Below are 20,587 nucleotides of genomic sequence, written 5' to 3'. Positions count from 1 at the left end.
CCCCGCGAGCGGAGGGATTTCAGCTCCCCGCAAGCGAAGACGTCCTGATCAGCTCACCCGGTCGATCGCCTCCATCGCCAGCCCGCCCGGCACGATCATCAGCGGCACCGGCAGCGTCCCCGCCTCGGCGGCGAAGTGGCACACCAGCGCACCCGGGGCGCCCCCCGCCGCGGCGCCGAGCACCAGCGCGGCGATCTGCGGGTTGGCTGCGATCATTTCGCGGATCACCTTGGGGCCGTCGCCGCTGCGCACCGTCAGCGAGGGGCGCACGCCCGATTCCTCCAGCAGCGTCCCGGCCGCGCGCGCCACCAACCCCTCGGCGTGCTGGCGCTGCTCCTCCTCCATCGTCGCCTGCACCCCGCCAAACGGGATGAACTCCTGCGGCGGCAGCAGCGCGAGGATCTCGACGCCGCCGTTGGTCCGCACCGCGCGGCGCGCGGCGAAGCGCAGCGCGCTCAGCGCCTCGGGGGTATCGTCGACGACGGTGAGGTAGATGCGCATCGGTGAAGGTCCCCTGATTGGGAGGGGTTTACCGCCGCGCGCCACGCGCGCGCAAGCCGCGGCCGCGTTAGGCGAGAAGGGGGTGGGGTTGACCCTGCGTCGCGCAACCGCGAGAGACGCGGGCAACTTCCAGGATCCGCTCGAGGACTCACGATGCCCATCGAAATCAAGATGCCTGCCCTCTCGCCCACGATGGAAGAGGGCACGCTGGCCAAGTGGCTCGTCAAGGAGGGCGACGAGGTCAAGGCGGGCGACATCATGGCCGAGATCGAGACCGACAAGGCGACGATGGAGTTCGAGGCGGTCGACGAGGGCCGCATCACCAAGATCGCGGTCGCCGAGGGCACCGACGGCGTCAAGGTCGGCACCGTGATCGCGCTGCTCGAGGGCGAGGATGACGGGAGCGGCGAGAGCACCCCCGCGCCGGCGGCGAAGGAGAGCGAGCCGCGCCCCTCGCCCGAGGACCCCAACAAGACCGGCAGCGAGGCCAAGGCCGCGCCCGAGGACGTCGAGGATCACGGCAAGCCGGCCGACTCGCAGGTCGCCGGTTCGGCCGCCCCGGCCTCCGGCACGCCCGCGCCGCAGCGCGCCGCGGGCGAGCGCGTCAAGGCCAGCCCGCTGGCGCGCCGCATCGCCGCCGAGCGGAACGTCGATCTCGCGTCGGTGAGCGGCACCGGCCCGAACGGCCGCATCGTCCGCGCCGACGTGGAGGGGGCCAAGACCGGCGCGGCCGCCCCAGTCGCGAGCACCGCCGCGCCGGCGCCGACCGCCGAGGCCGCCGCGCCCGCGCCCAGGCCGGCGACGATCCCCGACGTGCCGCACGAGCTCACCAAGCTCAGCAACATGCGCAAGACGATCGCGCGCCGCCTGACCGAGTCGAAGCAGCAGGTGCCGCACATCTACCTTACGGTCGACGTCGAGCTCGACAAGCTGCTCAAACTGCGGGGCGAGCTCAACGCCGGGCTGGAGGCGCGCGGGGTGAAGCTGTCGGTCAACGACCTGCTGATCAAGGCGCTCGCGGTGGCGCTGATCCAGGTGCCCAAGTGCAACGTGATGTTCACGCCCGACCAGCTCGTCAGCTTCGGTCGTGCCGACATCTCGGTGGCGGTGTCGACCCCCGAAGGGCTGATCACGCCAGTGATCACCGAGGCAGACACCGCCTCGCTGTCGAGCATCTCGACGCGAATGAAGGACCTCGCCGCGCGCGCGCGCGACAAGAAGCTGAAGCCCGAGGAGTTCACCGGCGGCACCGCCTCGATCAGCAACATGGGCATGTTCGGGATCAAGCAGTTCGAGGCGGTGATCAACCCGCCGCAGGGCATGATCCTGGCGATCGGCGCGGGCGAGAAGCGGCCGTGGGTGCTCAAGGACGGCACGCTCGGCGTCGCCTCGGTGATGTCGGCGACGGGCAGCTTCGACCATCGCGCGATCGACGGGGCGGACGGCGCGCAGCTGATGCAGGCGTTCAAGCAGCTCGTCGAGAACCCGCTGGCGATGCTCGCCTGATCCGGAGCGGGCGATGGCGCAGATGGAGCTGCCCGCGGTGTGGCGCGAGTGGGCCTGGGGACTGCTCGCGCTGGGCGTGACCGCGCTCGTCTTCAAGGGTGCGGCGTGGAGCTATCCGCAGGGCGCGGAGACGATCTGGCTGGTCGGCGCGGGCACGATGGTGGCGGTGGCGCTGCTGGGCGCGCGCGACGTCTGGGAGGTGCAGCGGCACGAGGAGCAGCGTCACGGGGAGGGGCGCGCGTGAGCGCGGCGGCTCCCGTGGGCGCGGTGCCCCCGAGCGGTGCACCGACGATCCGCGTCACCGCTATGCCGGCCGACGCCAACGCCTATGGCGACATCTTCGGCGGCTGGCTGATGAGCCTGATGGACTCGGCCGCCGGGCTCACCGCAGCGCGGCGCGCGCGCGGTCGCGCGGTGACGATCGCGATGGACGGCATGCAGTTCCACGCGCCCGTCCACGTCGGCGACGAGGTCTCGGTCTACGCCACGATCGCGCGGGTGGGGCGTACCTCGATCGCGATCGACGTGGAGAGCTGGGCGCGCGATCGCCACGGCGAGGAGTCGCGCAAGGTGACCGAGGCGCGCTTCACCTTCGTGGCGATCGACGAGGATCGCCGCCCGCGCGAGGTGCCGCCGGCGGCGTGACGTGGTTTTACACGGTGCGCGCGCGACCCGCGCCACCCATCTGATGGCAAACAGGGGCTGCGGCCCAGGAGTGGCGCAATGGCTGACACCTACGACCTCATCGTGCTGGGCTCGGGCCCCGGCGGCTACGTGTCCGCGATCCGCGCGGCGCAGCTCGGGCTCAAGGTCGCGATCGTCGAGCGCGAGCGGCTCGGCGGCATCTGCCTCAACTGGGGTTGTATCCCGACCAAGGCGCTGCTGCGCACGTCCGAGGTCTACCATTATATGACCCATGCCGCCGACTACGGGCTCAAGGCGGACAATGTCGGCTTCGATCTCACCAAGATCGTCGAGCGCAGTCGCAAGGTCGCCGGCCAGCTCAACGCCGGTGTCAAAGGCCTGATGAAGAAGAACAAGGTGACGGTGGTCGAGGGCGTCGGCGCGCTCACCGGCAAGGGGAAGCTGAGCGTCAAGCAGGGCGGCGGCACGGTCGAGCTCGAGGCCAAGCACATCATCGTCGCCACTGGCGCGCGCGCGCGCGACCTGCCCTTCGCCAAGGCGGACGGCAAGCGCATCTGGACCTATCGTCACGCGATGGTGCCCGAGGAGATGCCGACCAAGCTGCTGGTCATCGGCTCGGGCGCGATCGGGATCGAGTTCGCCAGCTTCTACAACGACATGGGCGCGGACGTCACGGTCGTGGAGATGCTGCCGCGGATCCTGCCGGTGGAGGACGAGGAGGTCAGCGCCTTCATGGAGAAGCGCCTCACCAAGGAGGGGATCAAGATCCTCACCGGCGCTGGCGTGGAGAAGATCGAGACCGGCGCGGCGTCGGTGAAGGCGACGATCAAGGGGAAGGACGGCAAGAGCGCGACCGAGGAGTATAGCCACGTCGTCGTCGCGATCGGCATCGTCCCCAACACCGAGAACATCGGGCTGGAGACGCTCGGCGTGCAGACCGAGCGCGGCCACATCAAGGTCGACGGCTATGGCCGCACCAACGTCGAGGGGATCTACGCGATCGGCGACGTCACCGGCGCGCCCTGGCTGGCGCATAAGGCGAGCCACGAGGGCGTCGTCTGCGTCGAGAAGATCGCGGGGCAGGACCCGCATCCGTTCGAGACGTGGAACATCCCGGGGTGCACCTACTCGCGCCCGCAGGTCGCCAGCGTCGGGCTCACCGAGGCCAAGGCCAAGGAGAGCGGGCGCCAGGTGAAGGTGGGCAAATTCCCCTTCATCGGCAACGGCAAGGCGATCGCGCTGGGCGAGGCGGACGGCTTCGTGAAGACGGTGTTCGACGCCAAGACCGGCGAGCTGCTCGGCGCGCACATGGTCGGCGCCGAGGTGACCGAGCTGATCCAGGGCTATGTCGTCGCGCGCCAGCTCGAGACCACCGAGCACGAGCTGATGGAGACGGTGTTCGCGCACCCGACGCTGAGCGAGATGATGCACGAGAGCGTGCTCGGCGCCTACAACCGCGCCCTGCACATCTGACCGAACGACGCGGGGTGGCGCCGGGCGTCCTATAATCCGGCCATATGATCTATGCGTCGCGCCCCGCCCGTTACCCGCTGATCGCCGCCGCGGCGCTGTTGCTGGCGTCGTTGGTGGTCTTCGCGCCGGGGGTGGCGGAATATGACTCGGTCGAGCAGTTCCGCCAGGTCCTGAGCGGCCGTTACGACGATTGGCACCCGCCGGTCATGGCGTGGCTGTGGCGCCGGCTGCTGCCCTTCGGCGACGGCGCCACTCCGCTGCTGGTGTTGCAGCTCACCGGCTATTGGCTCGGCCTGGGACTGATCGCGGGCGCGCTGGCGCGAATCGGTCGGGCGGCCGCGGGCTGGATGATCCTGATGATCGGGCTGCTGCCGCCGTTCCTCGGCTGGCAGGCGGTGGTGCTCAAGGACGCGCAGCTGGTCGGTGCCGCGCTGGGGGCGTTCGGGCTCGTGGCCTGGTGGCGGCTGCGCGACCGTCCCGTTCCCGTCGCCGCGGCGCTGCTCGCCGCGCTGCTGTTCGGCTACGCGCTGCTGGTGCGCGCCAACGCCGCCTTCGCGCTGGCGCCGCTGATCGCGGGGCTGTTCCCGGTGCGGCGCGCGGGCGCGCTGATCGCCGCCTCGGGCGTGCTGCTCGTGCTGGCGCTGGCGCTCGCGGGGCCGGTCAACCACCAGCTGATCGGCGCGGCGTCGAGCGGGGTGGAGAAGACCCAGCCGCTCTACGATCTCGCCGGCATCGCGGTGCGCGCGCCGGGCTCGCACGCGGTCGGCCTGTCGCGCGAGGCGGCGCGGCAGCTCCGCGCGAACGACTGCGTGACGCCCTATTTCTGGGATCCGCTCGGCGACACGCCGGGCTGCGTGGACGCGGTGGCGGCGCTCAAGGCGCAGCGCGGGGGCGACCTGTACCTGCGGCTCGCCAACGCCGCGCTCCACCACCCGCTCGCCTATCTCGCGCAGCGCGCGGCGCATTGGAACATGACCGAGCGCTGGCTGGTGCCCGCCCGGCTCGCCGGCGCCGCGCCGACCGGCGGCAGCGAGCCCAACAATCTGGGGCTCGCCAGCCCGGGGCCGCAGGCGCAGCAGTGGATGTGGCTCGTCGCCCAGGCGATGCTGACCCCGATCGCTTGGCCGTTCGCCTGGCTGCTGCTCGCGCTGCTGCTGCTGGTCGGGACGCGGCGCTGGCGCCACGCGCCGCCGCGTCAGCTCGCGATCGCGCTGCTCGCGTCGGCGGTGACGGTGGAATTCAGCTTCCTCGCGATCTCGATCGCGACCGACCTGCGCTATCACCTGTGGCCGATGCTCGCGACCGCGCTGGCCGCGGTGCTGCTGGCGGACACCTATCCGCTGCGTCGCGTGCCCGCCTGGATGGTGCTGGTCGCCGGTCTGTGTCTCGCCGCCGCGGTGGCGGAGCGCGCGACCCTGCCCGAGCCGCCGCAGGAGTATCAGGGGCTGCTGCATTGGACGCCGCCGCTGAGCCTGCTGCCGGCGTAGCGGGAGTAGGCAAAGGTTCCGTTGACGCTCCATCTTCATCCTGAGCTCGTCTCAGTATTCCCCGATCCGCATGCGCCGAAGCGGCTGAGGTCGCACGACGGTGGATCCTGAAACGAGTTCAGGATGAGGGCGTGTAAGTCGGTCCCGGATCGCGCGACCAACGGGCGGGGATTGGTACAACCTTCCACCATCCGCATCTGCGCTTTTCGTGGCACCGCGCGCCTTTTCGTCGTTCCGGGCGTTGTGCCGGCGATGCAACGATCCCTTCTCGTCGCGCAGCCGCGCGCATGAACCGGCTCGCCCCCGACGAGCCCGACGCGCGCTTCATCCGACGCGTGCTGTGGCTGGTGCTGATCGTCGCCGTGCTGGCCGCGCTCTATCTCGCGCGACACCTGCTGATCCTCGCTTTCGGCTCGATGCTGATCGCGATCATCATCCACGCCATCGCCGAGGTCTATGCCACCCGCACCCGGCTGAGCCCGCGCGCCGCCATGGGGGCGGCGATCGCCAGCGTGCTCGCCTTCCTGGCGCTGCTCGGCTGGCTGTTCGGCGTCGAGTTCCGCGCGCAGGTCAACACCTTGGTGGTCGCGTTGCCGGGGCTGCTCGGGCAGCTCCAGGCCTATATGTCGCAGAGCCCGGTGGGCGAGAAGGTGGCGGACGCGGTACAGGCCGCCTTCGCGGGCAGCCGGGTCGCGCAGGACATCGGCGAGATCGTGCGCGGGGCGGGCGAGCTCCTGCTCAACGCGGTGCTGGTGTTGTTCGGCGCGATCTTCTTCGCGGTCGATCCCAAGATCTACGAGCGCGGCTTCCTGCTGATGGTGCCACCATCCAAGCGCGCCGCGGTGGAGGATGCGCTAGGCGACGTCGCCTCGACGCTGCTGCTGTGGCTGCGCGCGCAGCTGATCCAGATGACCGCGATGGGCGCGATGGTCGGGATCGGGCTGTGGATCGCGGGCGTGCCCTCGCCGGCACTGCTGGGGCTGCTCACCGGCCTGTCCGAGTTCATCCCTTATGTAGGCCCTGTCGCGGCGATGCTGCCCGCGCTGGGGCTGGCCGCGACCAGGGGCACCGACCAGCTCGTCTGGGCGCTCACCGTGTTCGCGGTGGTGCGAGTCGTGCAGACCAATTTCGTCACACCCTTCGTCACCAGCCGGGTCGTCGCGATCCCGCCCGCGCTGAGCCTCTTCGCGATCATCGGGACGGGCGCGGTCTTCGGGCTGTTCGGGCTGTTCTTCTCGGGCGGCATTCTCGTGGTCGGCTTCACGCTGGTGCGCAGCCTCTACCTGCGCGAAGTCCTCGGCGAAAACATACCGCGCTCGCGCGAGCGCACGCTGTTCACCGCCAAGGGCACGCCGCGGCCCGTTACAGAAAATGAAGATTCGACATTAACGGAACGTCCGGATTAAGTGTGAATTAACCTTTCTGGTTCAGAAGCCATTGGGTATGAACGTAGCGAAGCGCGGGTGACAGGGTCTCTCGCGTTGACGAACCGGGGATTTGCCGATGCGCGTGCTGCTGATCGAGGACGAGCCGACGACCGCCAAGGCCATCGAGCTGATGCTGTCGACCGAGGGATTCAACGTCTACAATACTGATCTGGGTGAGGAAGGCCTCGATCTCGGCAAGCTGTACGATTACGACATCATCCTGCTCGATCTCAACTTGCCGGACATGCACGGCTACGACGTGCTGAAGAAATTGCGCGTCGCACGGGTGCAGACCCCGGTGCTGATCCTCTCGGGCATCAACGAGATGGACTCCAAGGTGCGCAGCTTCGGCTTCGGCGCCGACGACTACGTCACCAAGCCGTTTCACCGCGAGGAGCTGGTCGCGCGCATCCACGCCGTGGTGCGCCGCTCGAAGGGCCACTCGCAGTCGGTGATCAAGACCGGCAAGCTCTCGGTCAACCTCGACGCCAAGACCGTGGAGGTCGACGGCGCGCGCGTGCACCTGACGGGCAAGGAATATGCGATGCTCGAGCTGCTCTCGCTGCGTAAGGGCACGACGCTGACCAAGGAGATGTTCCTCAACCATCTTTACGGCGGGATGGACGAGCCCGAGCTCAAGATCATCGACGTCTTCATCTGCAAGCTGCGCAAGAAGCTGAGCCTGGCGTGCGGCGGCGACAATTACATCGAGACCGTCTGGGGCCGCGGTTACGTGCTGCGCGAGCCCGAGGAGACCGCGCAGGTCGCGTGAAACCTGGCGCTATCGACCGAGGCGGCGGCCGTCGCACCGGAGGGTGCGGCGGCCGTTGTTCTGATGTCGACCCGTGTGCCTGCGGAGGCAGGAACCCAGGGCCGCGAACGCTGGCCCGCTTGGCCCTGGGCTCCTGGATGCGCAGGAGCACGTCCCAGCCCGCTGTCGCATAACCGCAACCGAACCGTCATCGGCCCGTCCCGGACCTAGTGCAGGCGCCCCCGCTAACGACAATGGGGGAAGAGACCATGACCGCCAAATACATGCTGCTCGCCGGCGCCTCGTGCCTGTTCGCCGCGCCCGCGCTCGCGCAGGACACGCCGCCGCCCGCTACCGCCGCGTCGATCGATCAGACCGCGCCCGAGCAGCCGACCGAGGGCGAGGACGTGGTCGTGCTCGGCTTCGGCCAGAGCCGCCAGGTGCAGACGGTGACCTCGGCCGATCTCGAGCGGCTCACCCCCGGCACCTCGCCGCTCAAGGCGGTGGCCAAGCTGCCCGGCGTCAACTTCCAGTCGGCCGACGCCTTCGGCGCCTATGAATGGTCGACGCGCATCTCGCTGCGCGGCTTCAACCAGAACCAGCTCGGCTTCACGCTCGACGGCGTGCCCCTCGGCGACATGAGCTACGGCAACGTCAACGGCCTGCACATTAGCCGCGCGATCCTCTCGGAGAACATCGCCAGCACCACCGTGGCGCAGGGCGCGGGCGCGCTCGGCACCGCGTCGACCAGCAATCTCGGTGGCACGCTCCAGTTCGTCAGCCGCGCGCCGTCGGACACCGCCGACCTCGTCGCCTCGGGCACCTATGGCAGCGACCAGACGTATCGCGCCTTCGTCCGCGCCGAGTCGGGCGATCTCGGCGGTGGGCTCAAAGGCTATCTCAGCTACGGCTTCCTCAAAACCGACAAGTGGAAGGGCGTTGGCGAGCAGCGCCAGCACCAGGCCAACGCCAAGGTGGTGAAGGAGGTGGGCGAGCACGGCAAGATCACCGCCTTCCTCAATTTTTCTGATCGTCGCGAGAACGACTACCAGGATCTCAGCCTCGACATCATTCGCCGCCGCGGGCTGAACAACGACAATATCTCGAACGATTATCCACTCGCGCTCCAGCTCGCGCAGATCGCGCAGAACCAGGCAGCGCGCGCGGCCAGCGCCACTGCGGCCTTGCCCTATCCGGGGGTCGGCCTCGCCTTCCCGGCGGGGATCGGCACGCTCGACGACGTCTATTACGACGCCGCCGGTCTGCGCCGCGACTGGCTCGGCGGCGTGACCTTCGAGGCGCAGCTGCTGCCGCAGCTGTCGATCGTGTCGACCAGCTATATACACCGCAACAAGGGGCAGGGCTCGTGGATCACGCCCTATCAGCCCACGCCCGCGGGCGCGCCCGACGTCGACGGCACGCCGATCACGGGCGGCTCGGCGCTGTCGTTCCGCACCACCGAATACCGCATCATGCGCGCGGGCAACTTCACCAACGCGGCGCTCGAGCTCGGCGCCAATCGCTTCGAGGTCGGTGCCTGGTATGAGAGCAACGCCTTCGACCAGGCGCGCCGCTTCTACGGCATGGCCGACGGCACCACGCCCAATCGCCGCGCGCTCGACTATCAGGAGAACCCGTTCTTCACGCAATGGGCGGGCAATTACGATACCGAGACGCTGCAATATCACGTCGCCGACACGCTCCAGCTCGGCCGGCTGACGATCAACGCGGGCTGGAAGGGCATGCGCGTCGAGAACAAGGCCAACCTGCTCACCGGCGTGCTGGTGGCGGGCAAGATCGAGTCGAAGGACTGGTTCCTGCCCCAGGCCGGGGCGGTCTTCGCACTGGGCGGCGGTGCCGAGCTGTTCGCCAGCTACACCGAGAACATGCGCGCCTTCGTCTCGGGCACGGCGGGGCCGTTCGGCACCACCCAGGTCGGCTTCGACGCGATCCGCTCGCGCATCAAGCCCGAGACCTCCAAGACCGCCGAGGGCGGCGTGCGTCTGCGCGCCGGCGGGCTCCAGCTCTCCGCGGTAGGCTATTACATCGACTTCAACGACCGGCTGCTCACCTTCCAGAACGGCTCGGGCATCCAGGGCAACCCGCCGACCCTCAACAACGCCGGCGGGGTGGAGAGCTACGGCGGCGAGGTCTCGGCCTTCTATCGCGTGGTCCAGCCGCTCAGCCTGTTCGCCAGCTACAGCTACAACAAGGCGACCTACCAGGACGACGTGGTCAACGCCGCGGGCACGGTGCTGACCGCGACCGCGGGCAAGACCGTGGTCGACACGCCCGAGCACATGGCCAAGGGCGAGATCGTGTACGACGACAGCCGTTTCTTCGGCCGCGTCGGGGCAGACTATATGGCGAAGCGCTATTTCACCTACCTCAACGACCAGTCGATCGGCGCGCGCGTGCTGGTGGACGCCAGCATCGGCGTGCGCTTCGGCGAGAACATGGGCTTCTTCCGCGGTTTCGCGCTGGAGGGCAGCGTCACCAACCTGACCGACAAGAAGTATGTCTCGACCATCGGCAGCAATGGCTACACCGCTAGCGGGGACAATCAGACGCTGCTCGCCGGCGCGCCGCGCCAGTTCTTCGTGACGCTGCGGCGCGGGTTCTGAGCACAGGAGATGGGCACGAGACGGGATCCTCTTCCCGGAAGGGGATCTTCGCGAGAAACTGACCTTGCGCGTTCCATGACCGCGATCCGGCGAGGTCAGGATCTTGAGCCAAGCGAAGGTTCATCTCGTTTCTAGGTCCGGATCTACCAGCCCGGAGCAAAGACGAGTTCGAGAGGCTGGCGTGGAGAAGTCACAATTGCTCGCTGTCTTCGAGTCCGGGTCCATCTTGCCGCAAGATGACGCGCGCCCTTGTGCGCGGCATGGTGGAGCCCGGATCACGTTCGGGATGACCCGCGATCGGACGCCCCGACAAGGGGCGGCTACTCCTTCAGCAGCGTGACTTGCAGCACGTCGATACCGCCGCCGCGGAAGCCGCCCTCGCAGTACATCAGATAGTAACGCCACAGCCGTTGGAACTGCTCGTCGAATCGGGCCGGCAGTCGCCCCTCGGCGGCGGCGCGATCAAAGCGGCGGCGCCACTCCAGTAATGTCTCGGCATAGTCGAGCCCGAAGCGCTCCTCGTCCTGCCACGCCAACCCGTGCGCTGCGGCGATCGCCCGAAAGCGGCTGACCGACACCAGCGACCCGCCGGGGAAGATGTAGCGCTGGATGAAGTCGACGCCGCCGGCATAGGCATCCCAGACGTCGTCCGCGATCGCGATCAGCTGGAGCGCGGCGCGGCCTCCGGATTGCAGCACGCGCGCCAGCGTTGCGCAATATGCCGGCCAGTAATCCGGGCCGACTGCCTCGACCATCTCGATCGAGGCGACCCCGTCGTAAACGCCGGTGACGTCGCGGTAGTCGCACAATGCCACGCTCACGCCCGGCAGCGCGCGCGCGGCGACATGGTCACGCTGCTCGGTCGAGAGCGTGAGCGCGTGGACACCGATTCCTGCCGCCGCCGCGGCGGCCGCGAACGAGCCCCAGCCGCAGCCGATCTCGAGCACGCGCTGGCCCGCGCTCGTCCCCGTGCGCGCCAGGATCGCGGCCAGCTTGCGCCCCTGCGCTTCCGCGAGCGGCTCATCTGGCGCGTGGTAGCGCGCGCTGGAATAGGTCAGCGTCTCGTCGAGCCACTCTCGATAGAAGTCGTTGCCGAGGTCGTAGTGCGCCGCCACGTTGCGGCGCGCGCCGCCTCTGTCGTTGCGGCGTAGGCGGTGGAAGAGCCGCGCCGCCAGCCTCGCGCCGCGCTTGGCGCGCGCGACATCGCCCAGCTCGGCGCGGTTGCGCATGAACAGGTCGAATACGGGAACGGGATCGGGGCTGGTCCAGTCGCCCGCTTCCCAACCCTCGTACCAGCCGATCGAGCCCGCGCTGACCAGTCGCCACAGCGCGCGCCAGCGCACCACGCGCACCGCCGCGAACGGTCCGGACTCGTGCCCGCCGAGCAGCCGGCGTGTGCCGTCGGGCAGCTCGGCCTCGATTGCCCCTGTCACCAGCCCGCGATCAACCCGGTCGAGGATGCGGTGGAACAGCGGCGCCACGATCCGGCTGCCGAGATCGGCGGGGGGAGGGCGGGTGGTCGCGGCATCCATGCCGCGCCGCCTATCGCACCTTCTTACCCGCCGCCAGCGCGCGTTCGCGCGCCTCACGATGCCCGATCAGCATCGCGGGATAGCTGTCCGGCCTGCACCCCGCGGCGTCGGGGTCGTGGATCGCGGAGTCGTCCAGATGCTTCAGCTCGGGCACCCAGCGCCGGATATAGTCACCCGCGCCGAATTTCTCGGACTGGCCGATCGGCGCCATGATCCGTCCGAACATGTTGGCATCCACGCCCGTGCCCGCGACCCACTGCCAGTTCACCGAGTTGTTGCCGTAGTCGGCGTCGACTAGGCAGTCCCAGAACCAACGCTCGCCCTCGCGCCAGTCGATCAGCAGGTGCTTCACCAGGAACGAGGCGGTGATCATCCGCACGCGATTGTGCATCCAGCCGCTCTGCCACAGCTGACGCATGCCGGCGTCGACGATCGGATAGCCCGTGCGCCCGCGCTGCCACGCGCGCAGGTCCGCCTGCGCTGCCGTGCCGCTGCGCCACGGCAGCGTGTCGTAGCGTCGGCGCCCGTTGACATCCGCATAGTCGGGCAGTGCGCTCACCACGCCGTCGGTGAAGTCCCGCCACGCCAGTTCCTTGCGGAAAATGGTGTCGGCGCCCTCCGTCGCGTGCCAGACGGTGCGCGGTGACACCTCGCCGAAGTGGAGATGCGGCGAGAGCCGTGACGTGCCCTCCTCGCTCGGCAGGTTGCGGCGCTCATCATAGCCGTCGAGCGCGAGCTGCTTGACCTTGCGCAGCGCCTCCGTCTCGCCCGGCGTCCAGTCGAACCCGCCCGACCAGTCGGGCGCGGTCGGCAGCAGGTGCCAGTCGGCGAGCCGGTCGCTCCTCGGCCAGGTCTCGGGCGCCGGGATGGAGCGCGGTGCGGGCAGGGGCTTATCCGACGGGAGGTGCGGCTGGAGCCCTTTCCAGAACGACGAGTAGATCCGGTAGGGCGCACCCGCGCCGGTGGTGACGTCCTCGATCCGCGCCAGATGGTTGCCGTCGTAGCGGCAGAGTCGGTCGCCGAGCGCCGCCTCGGCGTCGCGCCACCAGGGCTCATAGTGGCGGATCGCATGGACTCGCTCGGCACCGGTCTCCTCGAGCAGTGCCGGGAGGATGGCCTCCGCCTTGCCATGGCGGAGGATCAGGCGGCTGCCCTTCTTCTCGAGCGCGTCGGCGAGCGAGGTGAGGCTGTGGTGAAGCCACCAGCGCTGTGCCTCGCCGATCTTCCACGCGCCCGGCGCCTCGTCGTCGAGCACATAGACGGGGATCACCGCGCCCGCGTGCGCCGCGGCGATCAGCGCGGGCTGGTCATGGAGGCGAAGGTCCTGGCGCAGCCACAGCAGGTCGGTCATCGCTCGGTTACGTTCCAGCCCCGGCGCTGGTTCCTGATCCAGGTTGAGTCAAGGCGCGGTGAGGCACGTCGGGTGTCTGGTGAAGGCCGGGGCCCAAGCGGAAGAACTCGTGACCTGCGGCCGCCGAGACCGATTTTATATTCTTCGAAGCTCGGCGTGCGAGCCTCAAAGACCTTCCCGCGCCCCGCCTTTCGCCGGGGTACCAAGAGACACCGACGACGCACATCGCCGCTTCAAACCGGCACCATCTCGCTCTAGGCGATCTCGCATGACCGACACGCGCGAGACCGGCTCCGACTTTCTCCCCAAGTTCGACTCGGCCGGGCTGGTCACCGCGGTGGTGACCGATCGCGCCAGCGGCGAGCTGCTGATGGTGGCGCACATGGACGCGGCCGCGATCGAGGTCACGCGGGCGACTGGCGAGGCGACCTTCTTCTCGCGCAGTCGCGGGCGGCTGTGGAGGAAAGGCGAGACGTCGGGCAACATCCTGCGAGTCGTCGAGATGCGAGTCGACTGCGACCAAGATGCCCTCTGGCTGATCGTCGATCCCGCCGGTCCCGCCTGCCACACTGGCGCGCGCAGCTGTTTCTACCGCGGGGTCGCCCTCGGCGTCACGCCCGCAGAGGGCGCGCTGAGCCCAGTGGTGTGATCCGCTGCGCACTGGCGTCCGCTGTGCTGCTGCTCGCCGGCTGCGACCGCGCCGCGCCATCGCACGCACCGGGCGAGCCCGGGGGAGTCGCTTTGGAGCGCGCCGCCGAGGCGACCGGCCTGATCGCGGCACCGGCGCGCGAGCGACCGGTCGGCGTCTTCGCGTCGGAGACCGCGCGGCTCTGCCTCGTCCCACGGCGGGACGGTGCGCTGAGAGCGGGCGCGAGCGTCGATTACGGTGCCGGTCAGCGCTGTGTCGCGCGCGGCGCGGCGCGTGCCGGGGCGGCGGTGACGACTGAATGGGGCAGGGGCTGTACGGTCGAGCTCCGCTACGATGACGACGCGCTCGTCTTCCCGGCGACATTCCCCGCGGGTTGCGACCCGCGGTGCTCCGGCCGCGCCTCCATCGCGGGGCTCCGACTGGAGCGGTTGAGCGACTCGGTCGCCGAGGCACGCCGGACACGCGGTCCCGACGGTCGACTGCTTTGCGGTGACGACTAGCCGACCACGCTGGTTGACGTTCACGTAAAGGGAAGCTACCTCGCTCCTCATGAGCGATCTTCTCGACGCGTCTGCCGCTTATGCCGTCGTACCGCCGCGCGCGGACCGGGATCATTTCACCATCACCGATCTGTCGGCCGAGTTCGGCGTGACGCCGCGCGCGTTGCGCTTCTACGAGGACGAGGGACTGATCGCGCCAGAGCGGCGCGGGATGGTGCGGATCTACTCGCACCGCGATCGCGCGCGGCTGGCGTGGATCCTGCGCGGCAAGCGCGTCGGTTTCAGCCTCGCCGACATCCGCGAGATGATCGACCTCTACGACGTCGGGGACGGCCGGCAGAAGCAGCGCGCGGTGGCGATCGAGCGCTGCCGCGAGCGCATTGCCGCGCTCCAGCAACAGAAGCACGATATCGACGCCGCGATCACCGAACTGGCCGAGTTCCTGACGGTGGTCGAGGGTGGCAAAGCCAAGGAAAGCTGAGACGATGCCGCAATACACTCCCCCCGTCCGCGACACCCGCTTCGTGCTCGAGCAGGTGATCGGGCTCGACCGCTACGCCAACGTTCCCGGCTTCGCCGCCGCCACGCCCGACACGGTCGAGGCGGTGCTGGAAGAGGGCGGGCGCTTCGTCGCCGAGGTGTTGTTCCCGCTCAACCAGTCGGGCGACCAGGAGGGCTGCACGCGCCACCCCGATGGCAGCGTCACCACGCCCGAGGGCTTCAAGGAAGCGTATCGGCAGTTCGTCGAGTCGGGCTGGGGTACGCTGAGCGCGCCGGAGGCGTTCGGCGGGCAGGGGATGCCGCACGTCGTCTCCACCGCCTTCCAGGAGTATATGATCTCGGCGAACATGGCGTTCGCGATGTACCCCGGCCTGGCGCATGGCGCCATCGCGGCGCTGCTGGTGAAGGGCAGCCCCGAGCAACAGCAGAAGTATCTGCCCAAGATGGTGTCGGGCGAGTGGGGCGGCACGATGAACCTCACCGAGCCGCAGTGCGGCACCGACCTCGGGCTGATCCGCACCCGCGCCGAGCCGCAGGCCGACGGCAGCTACACGATAACCGGCACCAAGATCTTCATCTCGGCGGGCGAGCACGACCTGACGGACAATATCATCCATCTCGTGCTGGCGAAGACGCCGGGCGCGCCGGACAGCTCGAAGGGCATTTCGCTCTTCGTCGTGCCCAAGGTCCTGGTCGAGGACGACGGGTCGCTCGGCGCGCGCAACGCGGTGACGTGTGGCTCGATCGAGCACAAGATGGGCATCCACGCCAACTCGACCTGCGTGATGAACTATGACGGCGCCACTGGCTGGCTCGTCGGCGATGAGATGAAAGGGCTCGCCGCGATGTTCATCATGATGAACGCGGCGCGGCTCGGCGTCGGGTTGCAGGGGCTCGGCGTCGCGGAGACCGCGTATCAGAACGCGGTGCAATACGCGAAGGACCGGCGGCAGGGCCGCGCGCTCACCGGCCCGGCGGAGCCGGGCGAGAAGGCCGACACGCTGTTCGTTCACCCCGACGTGCGGCGCATGCTGATGGAGGGCAAGGCCTGGACCGAAGGGCTGCGCGCTTTGTGCCTGTGGGGCGCGCTCCAGGCCGATCTCGAGCATAACGCCACCGACGAGGCGGAGCGTCAGCTCGCCGGCGATCTCCTCGGTCTGCTCACCCCGGTGATCAAGGGGGTCGGCACCGACCGCGGCTATGAGATCGCGACCAACGCGCAGCAGGTCTATGGCGGGCACGGCTATATCGCCGAGTGGGGGATGGAGCAGTATGTCCGCGATGCGCGCATCGCGATGATCTACGAGGGCACCAACGGCGTGCAGGCGATGGATCTGGTCGGGCGCAAGCTCGCGCAGAACGGCGGCCGAGCGGTGCAGGCCTTCGGCAAATTGGTGCTGGAGGAGATCGCGGCGGGCAAAGCCGAGCCGGCCACCGCCGACCTCGCCGCCCGGCTGGAGAAGGCTGCGGGCGAGCTGCAGGCGGCGACGATGTGGTTCCTCGCCAACGGCATGAAGGACCCCAACAATGTCGGCGCTGGCGCGGTGCCGTACATGCACCTGGTCGGCGTGGTCGCGGTCGGGCTGATGTGGCTGCGCATGGCGAGTGCGGCGGCGCGGCTCAAGGTCGAAGGGGCGGGCGACGCCGCCTTCCTCGACGCCAAGCTGGTGACCGCGCGCTTCTTCGCCGAGCGCGTGCTGCCCGAGGCGGGCGCGCTGCGCCGCAAGATTGAGGGCGGCGCCGAGGCGATCATGGCGCTGCCGCCGGAGATGTTCGCGGCGGCGTGAGGGGGGCTCAGCTCGTCCCCGGCACGGGGAGGTTGCAGCGCGTCAGCGCTGGTGAGGCGGGGCTCCGCGCGTGCCGAGCTTTTGGGCCTGCCCCCTCCACCACCCGGCTGCGCCGAGCGGTCTCCCTACCCGCGATCAAGGAGGATTTGTGCTGTTCGCTCCCCTCCCCTTCAGGGGAGGGGCTGGGGGTGGGGCCTCGCCGCAGGGGTGGCGCCTGAGGAAGCGCCCCACCCCAACCCCTCCCCTGAAGGGGATTGGCTTCTCACTCCCGCCCCCTCGCGCCGCCGCACGCCGTCGAGCGGCTCCGGCCCCGCCGGCGTCGCCCCCGACGGCGGCGCGAGCTGCGAGACCGCCTGGCGGCGCATGCACAGGCCGGGACCGGTGCGCGGAAACTCCTTGCAGTTCCACAGCATCCGCTCGATGCCCGCGTCCTTGTTGCGGAGATAGCTGAACGACATCGCCGCGATCTGCTGCGGCGTCATCGTCGCGCTCCCCGGCAGCTGCGCGCGGTCGGTCCAGCCCATGAACTTGCACCGCGCGCGCTCGCCGCACGCCGCGCGCGCGGCGTCGCCGTAGCGCTCGGGCGAGTCGCTTCCCAGCACCATCGCGAAGGCGTCCTCGTCCCCGGCCAGCGGCGTCGCCGCCGGTACCGGAGCGCCCGCGCCCGCGAGCAAAGGCGCCGCCGCGGCGGTCGCAGCCTCCGCCTCGGTCAGCGCGGCCCCGAGCTGGTGCGCCGGCGACACCGGTGCCAGCGCGGCGATCACCGGCTCGTCGCGCGACACCGCGCGGCGGAAGGCGGGTGGCGTGCCCCACCAGCCGGTCCAGCGGAAGAACAGATGCGTGTGAACCTCGGCGATCTTGTCGAGGCTCGAGCTCCAATAGGGCACCACCCAGTCGGTGTGGTAATGCGTGGCGTAGCCGACCTTTTTCTCCACCTTGCCCGCTAGCGCATCGGCCGCGACCTTGCGCGCGCGGTCCCACGCCGGCGCGCTCGGATGCCGCGCCAACGCGCCGTCGCAGGTGAAGGTGAACTGGCAGCCGGTGCTGCGCTCCGCGCCCTGGAACACCACGCCGCATACCGTCTTGGGGAAAGCGGGATGGCGCAATCGGTTGAGCACCACCTGCACCACCGCGCGCTGGCCTGCCGGATCGTCGCCGGCCTCGTACCAGCCAGCGGCGGCGAGACAGTCGGTCGCGCGCGCCAGCGCGGCGGCGTCGCCGGCGAAGCGGAACGGCTGCGCTGCCGGCTTCGGCCCGCGCACGAACGGTATCCCCGCGTTATAGGCGCGCGCCTCCTCGGCGGTGAGGTCCTGCAGCTCGACCGGCTCGACCGCGGGCAGCTCGGTCGGCGGCGCGACCCTCTGCGGCGGGCGCACCTTGGCCGCGATCGCGCGCGGCACCGCGGGGGTGCGCTGGATCACCACCAGCGGGCCGGCGATCGCCAGCAGCGCGATGCCGCCGAGGATCGCGCCCATCCGCTTACCGATGCCGCCCAGCTCAGTTCTCCGGCAGGAAGTCCGGCACCGAGAGGTAGCGCTCGCCGGTATCGTAGTTGAAGCCGAGCACGCGCACGTCGTCGGGCAGGTCGGGCAGCTTCTGGAGGATCGCGGCGAGCGTCGCGCCCGAGGAGATGCCGACCAGCATGCCTTCCTCGCGCGCGGCGCGGCGCGCCATGTCCTTTGCCACCGCGGCGTCGACCTCGATCACGCCGTCGAGCGCCTGGGTGTGGAGGTTGGCCGGGATGAAGCCAGCGCCGATGCCCTGGATCGAGTGGGGGCCGGCCTGGCCGCCCGAGATTACCGGCGATGCCTGAGGTTCGACCGCGAAGACCTTGAGATTAGGCCATTCCTTCTTCAGCATCTCGGCCACGCCGGTGATGTGGCCGCCGGTGCCGACGCCGGTGATAATGACGTCGATCGGGGAGTCGCGGAAGTCGTTGAGGATCTCCTGCGCCGTCGTGCGGACGTGGACGTCGACGTTGGCGGGGTTCTCGAACTGCTGCGGCATCCACGCGCCCGGCGTCTGCTCGACCAGCTCGAGCGCGCGCTCGATCGCGCCCTTCATCCCCTTCTCGCGCGGAGTGAGGTCGAACTGCGCGCCATAAGCGAGCATCAGCCGGCGGCGCTCGAGGCTCATGCTCTCGGGCATCACGAGGATCAACTTGTAGCCCTTCACCGCGGCGACCATGGCGAGGCCGATCCCCGTGTTGCCGCTGGTCGGCTCGACGATCGTGCCGCCGGGCGAGAGCGCGCCCGACGCCTCGGCCGCCTCGATCATCGCCAGCGCGATCCGGTCCTTGATCGAGCCGCCGGGGTTCGACCGCTCGGACTTGATCCACACTTCCGAGCCGGGAAACAGCCGGCTGACTCGGATGTGCGGCGTGTTGCCGATCGTCTCCAGGATGGTCTGGGCCTTCATGGCTGCGCTACTCCGTGCTGGGGTTCGGTCTCTAGCATCTCGGGCGGGTCAAAGGTCCGCGCGTTCTTCAGTTCCGGGAACAGCCGCGACCAGATCACCGTGATGGCGATCGCACCGACGCCGCCGAACACCACCGCGCCCACCGGCCCGAGCAGCGAGGCCATCAGCCCGCTCTCGGCCTCGCCGAGCTCGTTGGAGGCCGAGATGGTGAGCTGCGACACCGCGCTGACGCGGCCGCGCATCGAGTCGGGGGTGTGGAGCTGGATCAGCGAGGTGCGGACATAGACCGACACCATGTCCGCGCCGCCCGCGACGATCAGCCCGACGAGACTGAGCAGGAAGTCGGTCTGGAGGACCGGCCACCCCGCGCCGAGCGCGACATGAGTGATGCCGAGCGCATCGGTCAGCTGCGTCGCCACGCCGAAGCTGAGGATGCCCAGTCCGAAGACGATCACCGAGGCGAGCATCTTCACGCCGACGTTGCGCTTCATCGGGCGGAACGAGAACCAGAGAGCGGTGCTCGCCGCGCCGATCCCCATGCCCGCCGCCAGCACGCCCAGCCCGGAGGCGCCCACGTGGAGGATGTCGCGCGCGAAGATCGGCAGCAGCGCGGTCGCCCCCGCCAGCAGCACCGCGAACAGGTCGAGCGTGATCGCCGCGAGTACCAGCCGGTTGCGGCGAACATAGGCGAAGCCGTCGAGTATGCGCTGGAGCGGGCGGCGGTCCTTCTGCGCGGGCGGCTGCGGCACCTTGCCGATCAGGAACATCAGCCCGAGCGCGAGCAGCAGCAGCCCCGAGATCACGCCATAGGCCATGTCGGGGTGGATCGCGTAGAGCAGCCCGCCGACGCTCGGCCCCGCGATCGTGCCGAACTGCCACGCAATCGAGGAGATCGCGATCGCGGTCGGCAGGCTCTCCTTGGGCACGAGATTCGGCGCCAGCGCGGAATAGGCTGGCCCGGAGAAAGCGCGGGCGACCCCGATCAGGACAGCGGACACGAAAAGATATGGTAGGCCGAGCTGACCCGACCAGGTGAGCAGCCCCAGCGTCGCGGCGTTGAGCACCAAGAGTGCGGTGGTGCCGCGCACGATCCAGCGCCGGTCCACCGTGTCCGCCACCAGCCCGACGAGCGGCGTTAGCAGGAACAAGGGGATGAACTGCACCAGCCCGATCATGCCGAGGAGAAAGGCGGCGTCGCGGATGTCCATGGTCTGGCGCGCGAGGCCGTAGACCTGCCAGCCGATGATGATCGCCTGCGCGCTGATCGCGATCGTGCCACAGAAGCGCGCCAGCCAGTAAGCGCGGAAGTTGGCGATGCGTAATGGGTGGCGCGGCGCGGCCGGCGGATCGATCGGGGCGTGCATCGGACCAGCGGCGTAGACCCGCGCTGAAACCCTTGCAACCCGGTGGGGTTTGCAGTCCGATGCGACCCGCG

18 protein-coding genes are annotated in these 20,587 nt (G+C 69.5%); 12 read left to right on the top strand and 6 right to left on the bottom strand.

Annotated elements, in window-relative coordinates; genetic code table 11:
- Positions 1–48 precede the first annotated feature (48 nt).
- On the bottom strand, positions 49–501 hold the full coding sequence (locus tag KZ820_RS03175; RefSeq protein ID WP_219747223.1) for a universal stress protein: 453 nt from the start codon (positions 499–501) through the stop codon (positions 49–51).
- Between the two features lie 153 nt (positions 502–654).
- On the opposite strand from KZ820_RS03175, the gene KZ820_RS03170 reads away from it, so the two are divergent.
- From KZ820_RS03170 to KZ820_RS03135, 8 genes are all read left to right on the top strand, one after another.
- The gene (locus KZ820_RS03170) at positions 655–2,007 is read left to right on the top strand and encodes a pyruvate dehydrogenase complex dihydrolipoamide acetyltransferase (protein WP_219747222.1); all 1,353 of its coding nucleotides are present in this window, start codon (positions 655–657) and stop codon (positions 2,005–2,007) included.
- 13 nt (positions 2,008–2,020) lie between these two features.
- Positions 2,021–2,251: a hypothetical protein gene (locus tag KZ820_RS03165; RefSeq protein WP_219747221.1), complete on the top strand. Its 231-nt coding sequence runs from the start codon at positions 2,021–2,023 to the stop codon at positions 2,249–2,251.
- A gap of 62 nt (positions 2,252–2,313) precedes the next feature.
- Positions 2,314–2,652: an acyl-CoA thioesterase gene (locus tag KZ820_RS03160; RefSeq protein WP_132910401.1), complete on the top strand. Its 339-nt coding sequence runs from the start codon at positions 2,314–2,316 to the stop codon at positions 2,650–2,652.
- 78 nt (positions 2,653–2,730) lie between these two features.
- The gene (gene lpdA / locus KZ820_RS03155) at positions 2,731–4,125 is read left to right on the top strand and encodes a dihydrolipoyl dehydrogenase (protein ID WP_219747220.1); all 1,395 of its coding nucleotides are present in this window, start codon (positions 2,731–2,733) and stop codon (positions 4,123–4,125) included.
- Positions 4,126–4,169: 44 nt separating this feature from the next.
- The gene (locus KZ820_RS03150; protein WP_219747219.1) at positions 4,170–5,612 is read left to right on the top strand and encodes a hypothetical protein; all 1,443 of its coding nucleotides are present in this window, start codon (positions 4,170–4,172) and stop codon (positions 5,610–5,612) included.
- Between the two features lie 287 nt (positions 5,613–5,899).
- Positions 5,900–7,018, top strand: a complete 1,119-nt coding sequence (locus tag KZ820_RS03145; protein WP_219747218.1) for an AI-2E family transporter — start codon at positions 5,900–5,902, stop codon at positions 7,016–7,018.
- A 97-nt stretch (positions 7,019–7,115) separates the two neighbouring features.
- Complete coding sequence (gene ctrA / locus KZ820_RS03140; RefSeq protein ID WP_183920808.1) at positions 7,116–7,811, top strand: response regulator transcription factor CtrA; 696 nt, start codon at positions 7,116–7,118, stop codon at positions 7,809–7,811.
- A gap of 248 nt (positions 7,812–8,059) precedes the next feature.
- Positions 8,060–10,414 (top strand): TonB-dependent receptor, encoded by a 2,355-nt coding sequence (locus tag KZ820_RS03135; RefSeq protein ID WP_219747217.1) that lies wholly within the window; start codon positions 8,060–8,062, stop codon positions 10,412–10,414.
- Between the two features lie 320 nt (positions 10,415–10,734).
- On the opposite strand, the gene KZ820_RS03130 is transcribed toward KZ820_RS03135, so the two are convergent.
- The gene (locus KZ820_RS03130; RefSeq protein WP_219747216.1) at positions 10,735–11,946 is read right to left on the bottom strand and encodes an SAM-dependent methyltransferase; all 1,212 of its coding nucleotides are present in this window, start codon (positions 11,944–11,946) and stop codon (positions 10,735–10,737) included.
- 10 nt (positions 11,947–11,956) lie between these two features.
- Positions 11,957–13,297, bottom strand: a complete 1,341-nt coding sequence (locus tag KZ820_RS03125) for a cryptochrome/photolyase family protein (RefSeq protein ID WP_219747215.1) — start codon at positions 13,295–13,297, stop codon at positions 11,957–11,959.
- Positions 13,298–13,565: 268 nt separating this feature from the next.
- Between KZ820_RS03125 and hisI the strand changes: the two genes are divergently transcribed.
- Genes hisI through KZ820_RS03105 form a run of 4 tightly spaced genes read left to right on the top strand, consistent with a single transcriptional unit; the run spans position 13,566 to position 16,734 of the window.
- Positions 13,566–13,946 (top strand): phosphoribosyl-AMP cyclohydrolase, encoded by a 381-nt coding sequence (hisI, locus tag KZ820_RS03120; RefSeq protein WP_219747214.1) that lies wholly within the window; start codon positions 13,566–13,568, stop codon positions 13,944–13,946.
- 23 nt (positions 13,947–13,969) lie between these two features.
- The gene (locus tag KZ820_RS03115) at positions 13,970–14,446 is read left to right on the top strand and encodes a hypothetical protein (RefSeq protein ID WP_308462110.1); all 477 of its coding nucleotides are present in this window, start codon (positions 13,970–13,972) and stop codon (positions 14,444–14,446) included.
- A gap of 49 nt (positions 14,447–14,495) precedes the next feature.
- Positions 14,496–14,927, top strand: a complete 432-nt coding sequence (locus KZ820_RS03110; protein ID WP_183943762.1) for a MerR family transcriptional regulator — start codon at positions 14,496–14,498, stop codon at positions 14,925–14,927.
- Positions 14,928–14,931: 4 nt separating this feature from the next.
- On the top strand, positions 14,932–16,734 hold the full coding sequence (locus tag KZ820_RS03105; protein WP_219747213.1) for an acyl-CoA dehydrogenase C-terminal domain-containing protein: 1,803 nt from the start codon (positions 14,932–14,934) through the stop codon (positions 16,732–16,734).
- Between the two features lie 170 nt (positions 16,735–16,904).
- On the opposite strand, the gene KZ820_RS03100 is transcribed toward KZ820_RS03105, so the two are convergent.
- The 3 genes from KZ820_RS03100 to KZ820_RS03090 are packed head-to-tail and all read right to left on the bottom strand — an operon-like array spanning position 16,905 to position 20,516.
- The gene (locus KZ820_RS03100) at positions 16,905–18,209 is read right to left on the bottom strand and encodes a cell wall hydrolase (protein ID WP_219747212.1); all 1,305 of its coding nucleotides are present in this window, start codon (positions 18,207–18,209) and stop codon (positions 16,905–16,907) included.
- Between the two features lie 22 nt (positions 18,210–18,231).
- Complete coding sequence (gene cysK / locus KZ820_RS03095) at positions 18,232–19,152, bottom strand: cysteine synthase A (protein ID WP_219747211.1); 921 nt, start codon at positions 19,150–19,152, stop codon at positions 18,232–18,234.
- Positions 19,149–20,516 (bottom strand): MFS transporter, encoded by a 1,368-nt coding sequence (locus KZ820_RS03090; protein ID WP_219747210.1) that lies wholly within the window; start codon positions 20,514–20,516, stop codon positions 19,149–19,151. Before KZ820_RS03090 ends, cysK begins: the two co-directional genes overlap by 4 nt.
- Between the last annotated feature and the right edge of the window lie 71 nt (positions 20,517–20,587).

This window comes from Sphingomonas citri (assembly GCF_019429485.1).
Lineage (GTDB): Bacteria > Pseudomonadota > Alphaproteobacteria > Sphingomonadales > Sphingomonadaceae > Sphingomonas > Sphingomonas citri.
This window is presented reverse-complemented; position numbering and strand designations above follow the sequence as displayed.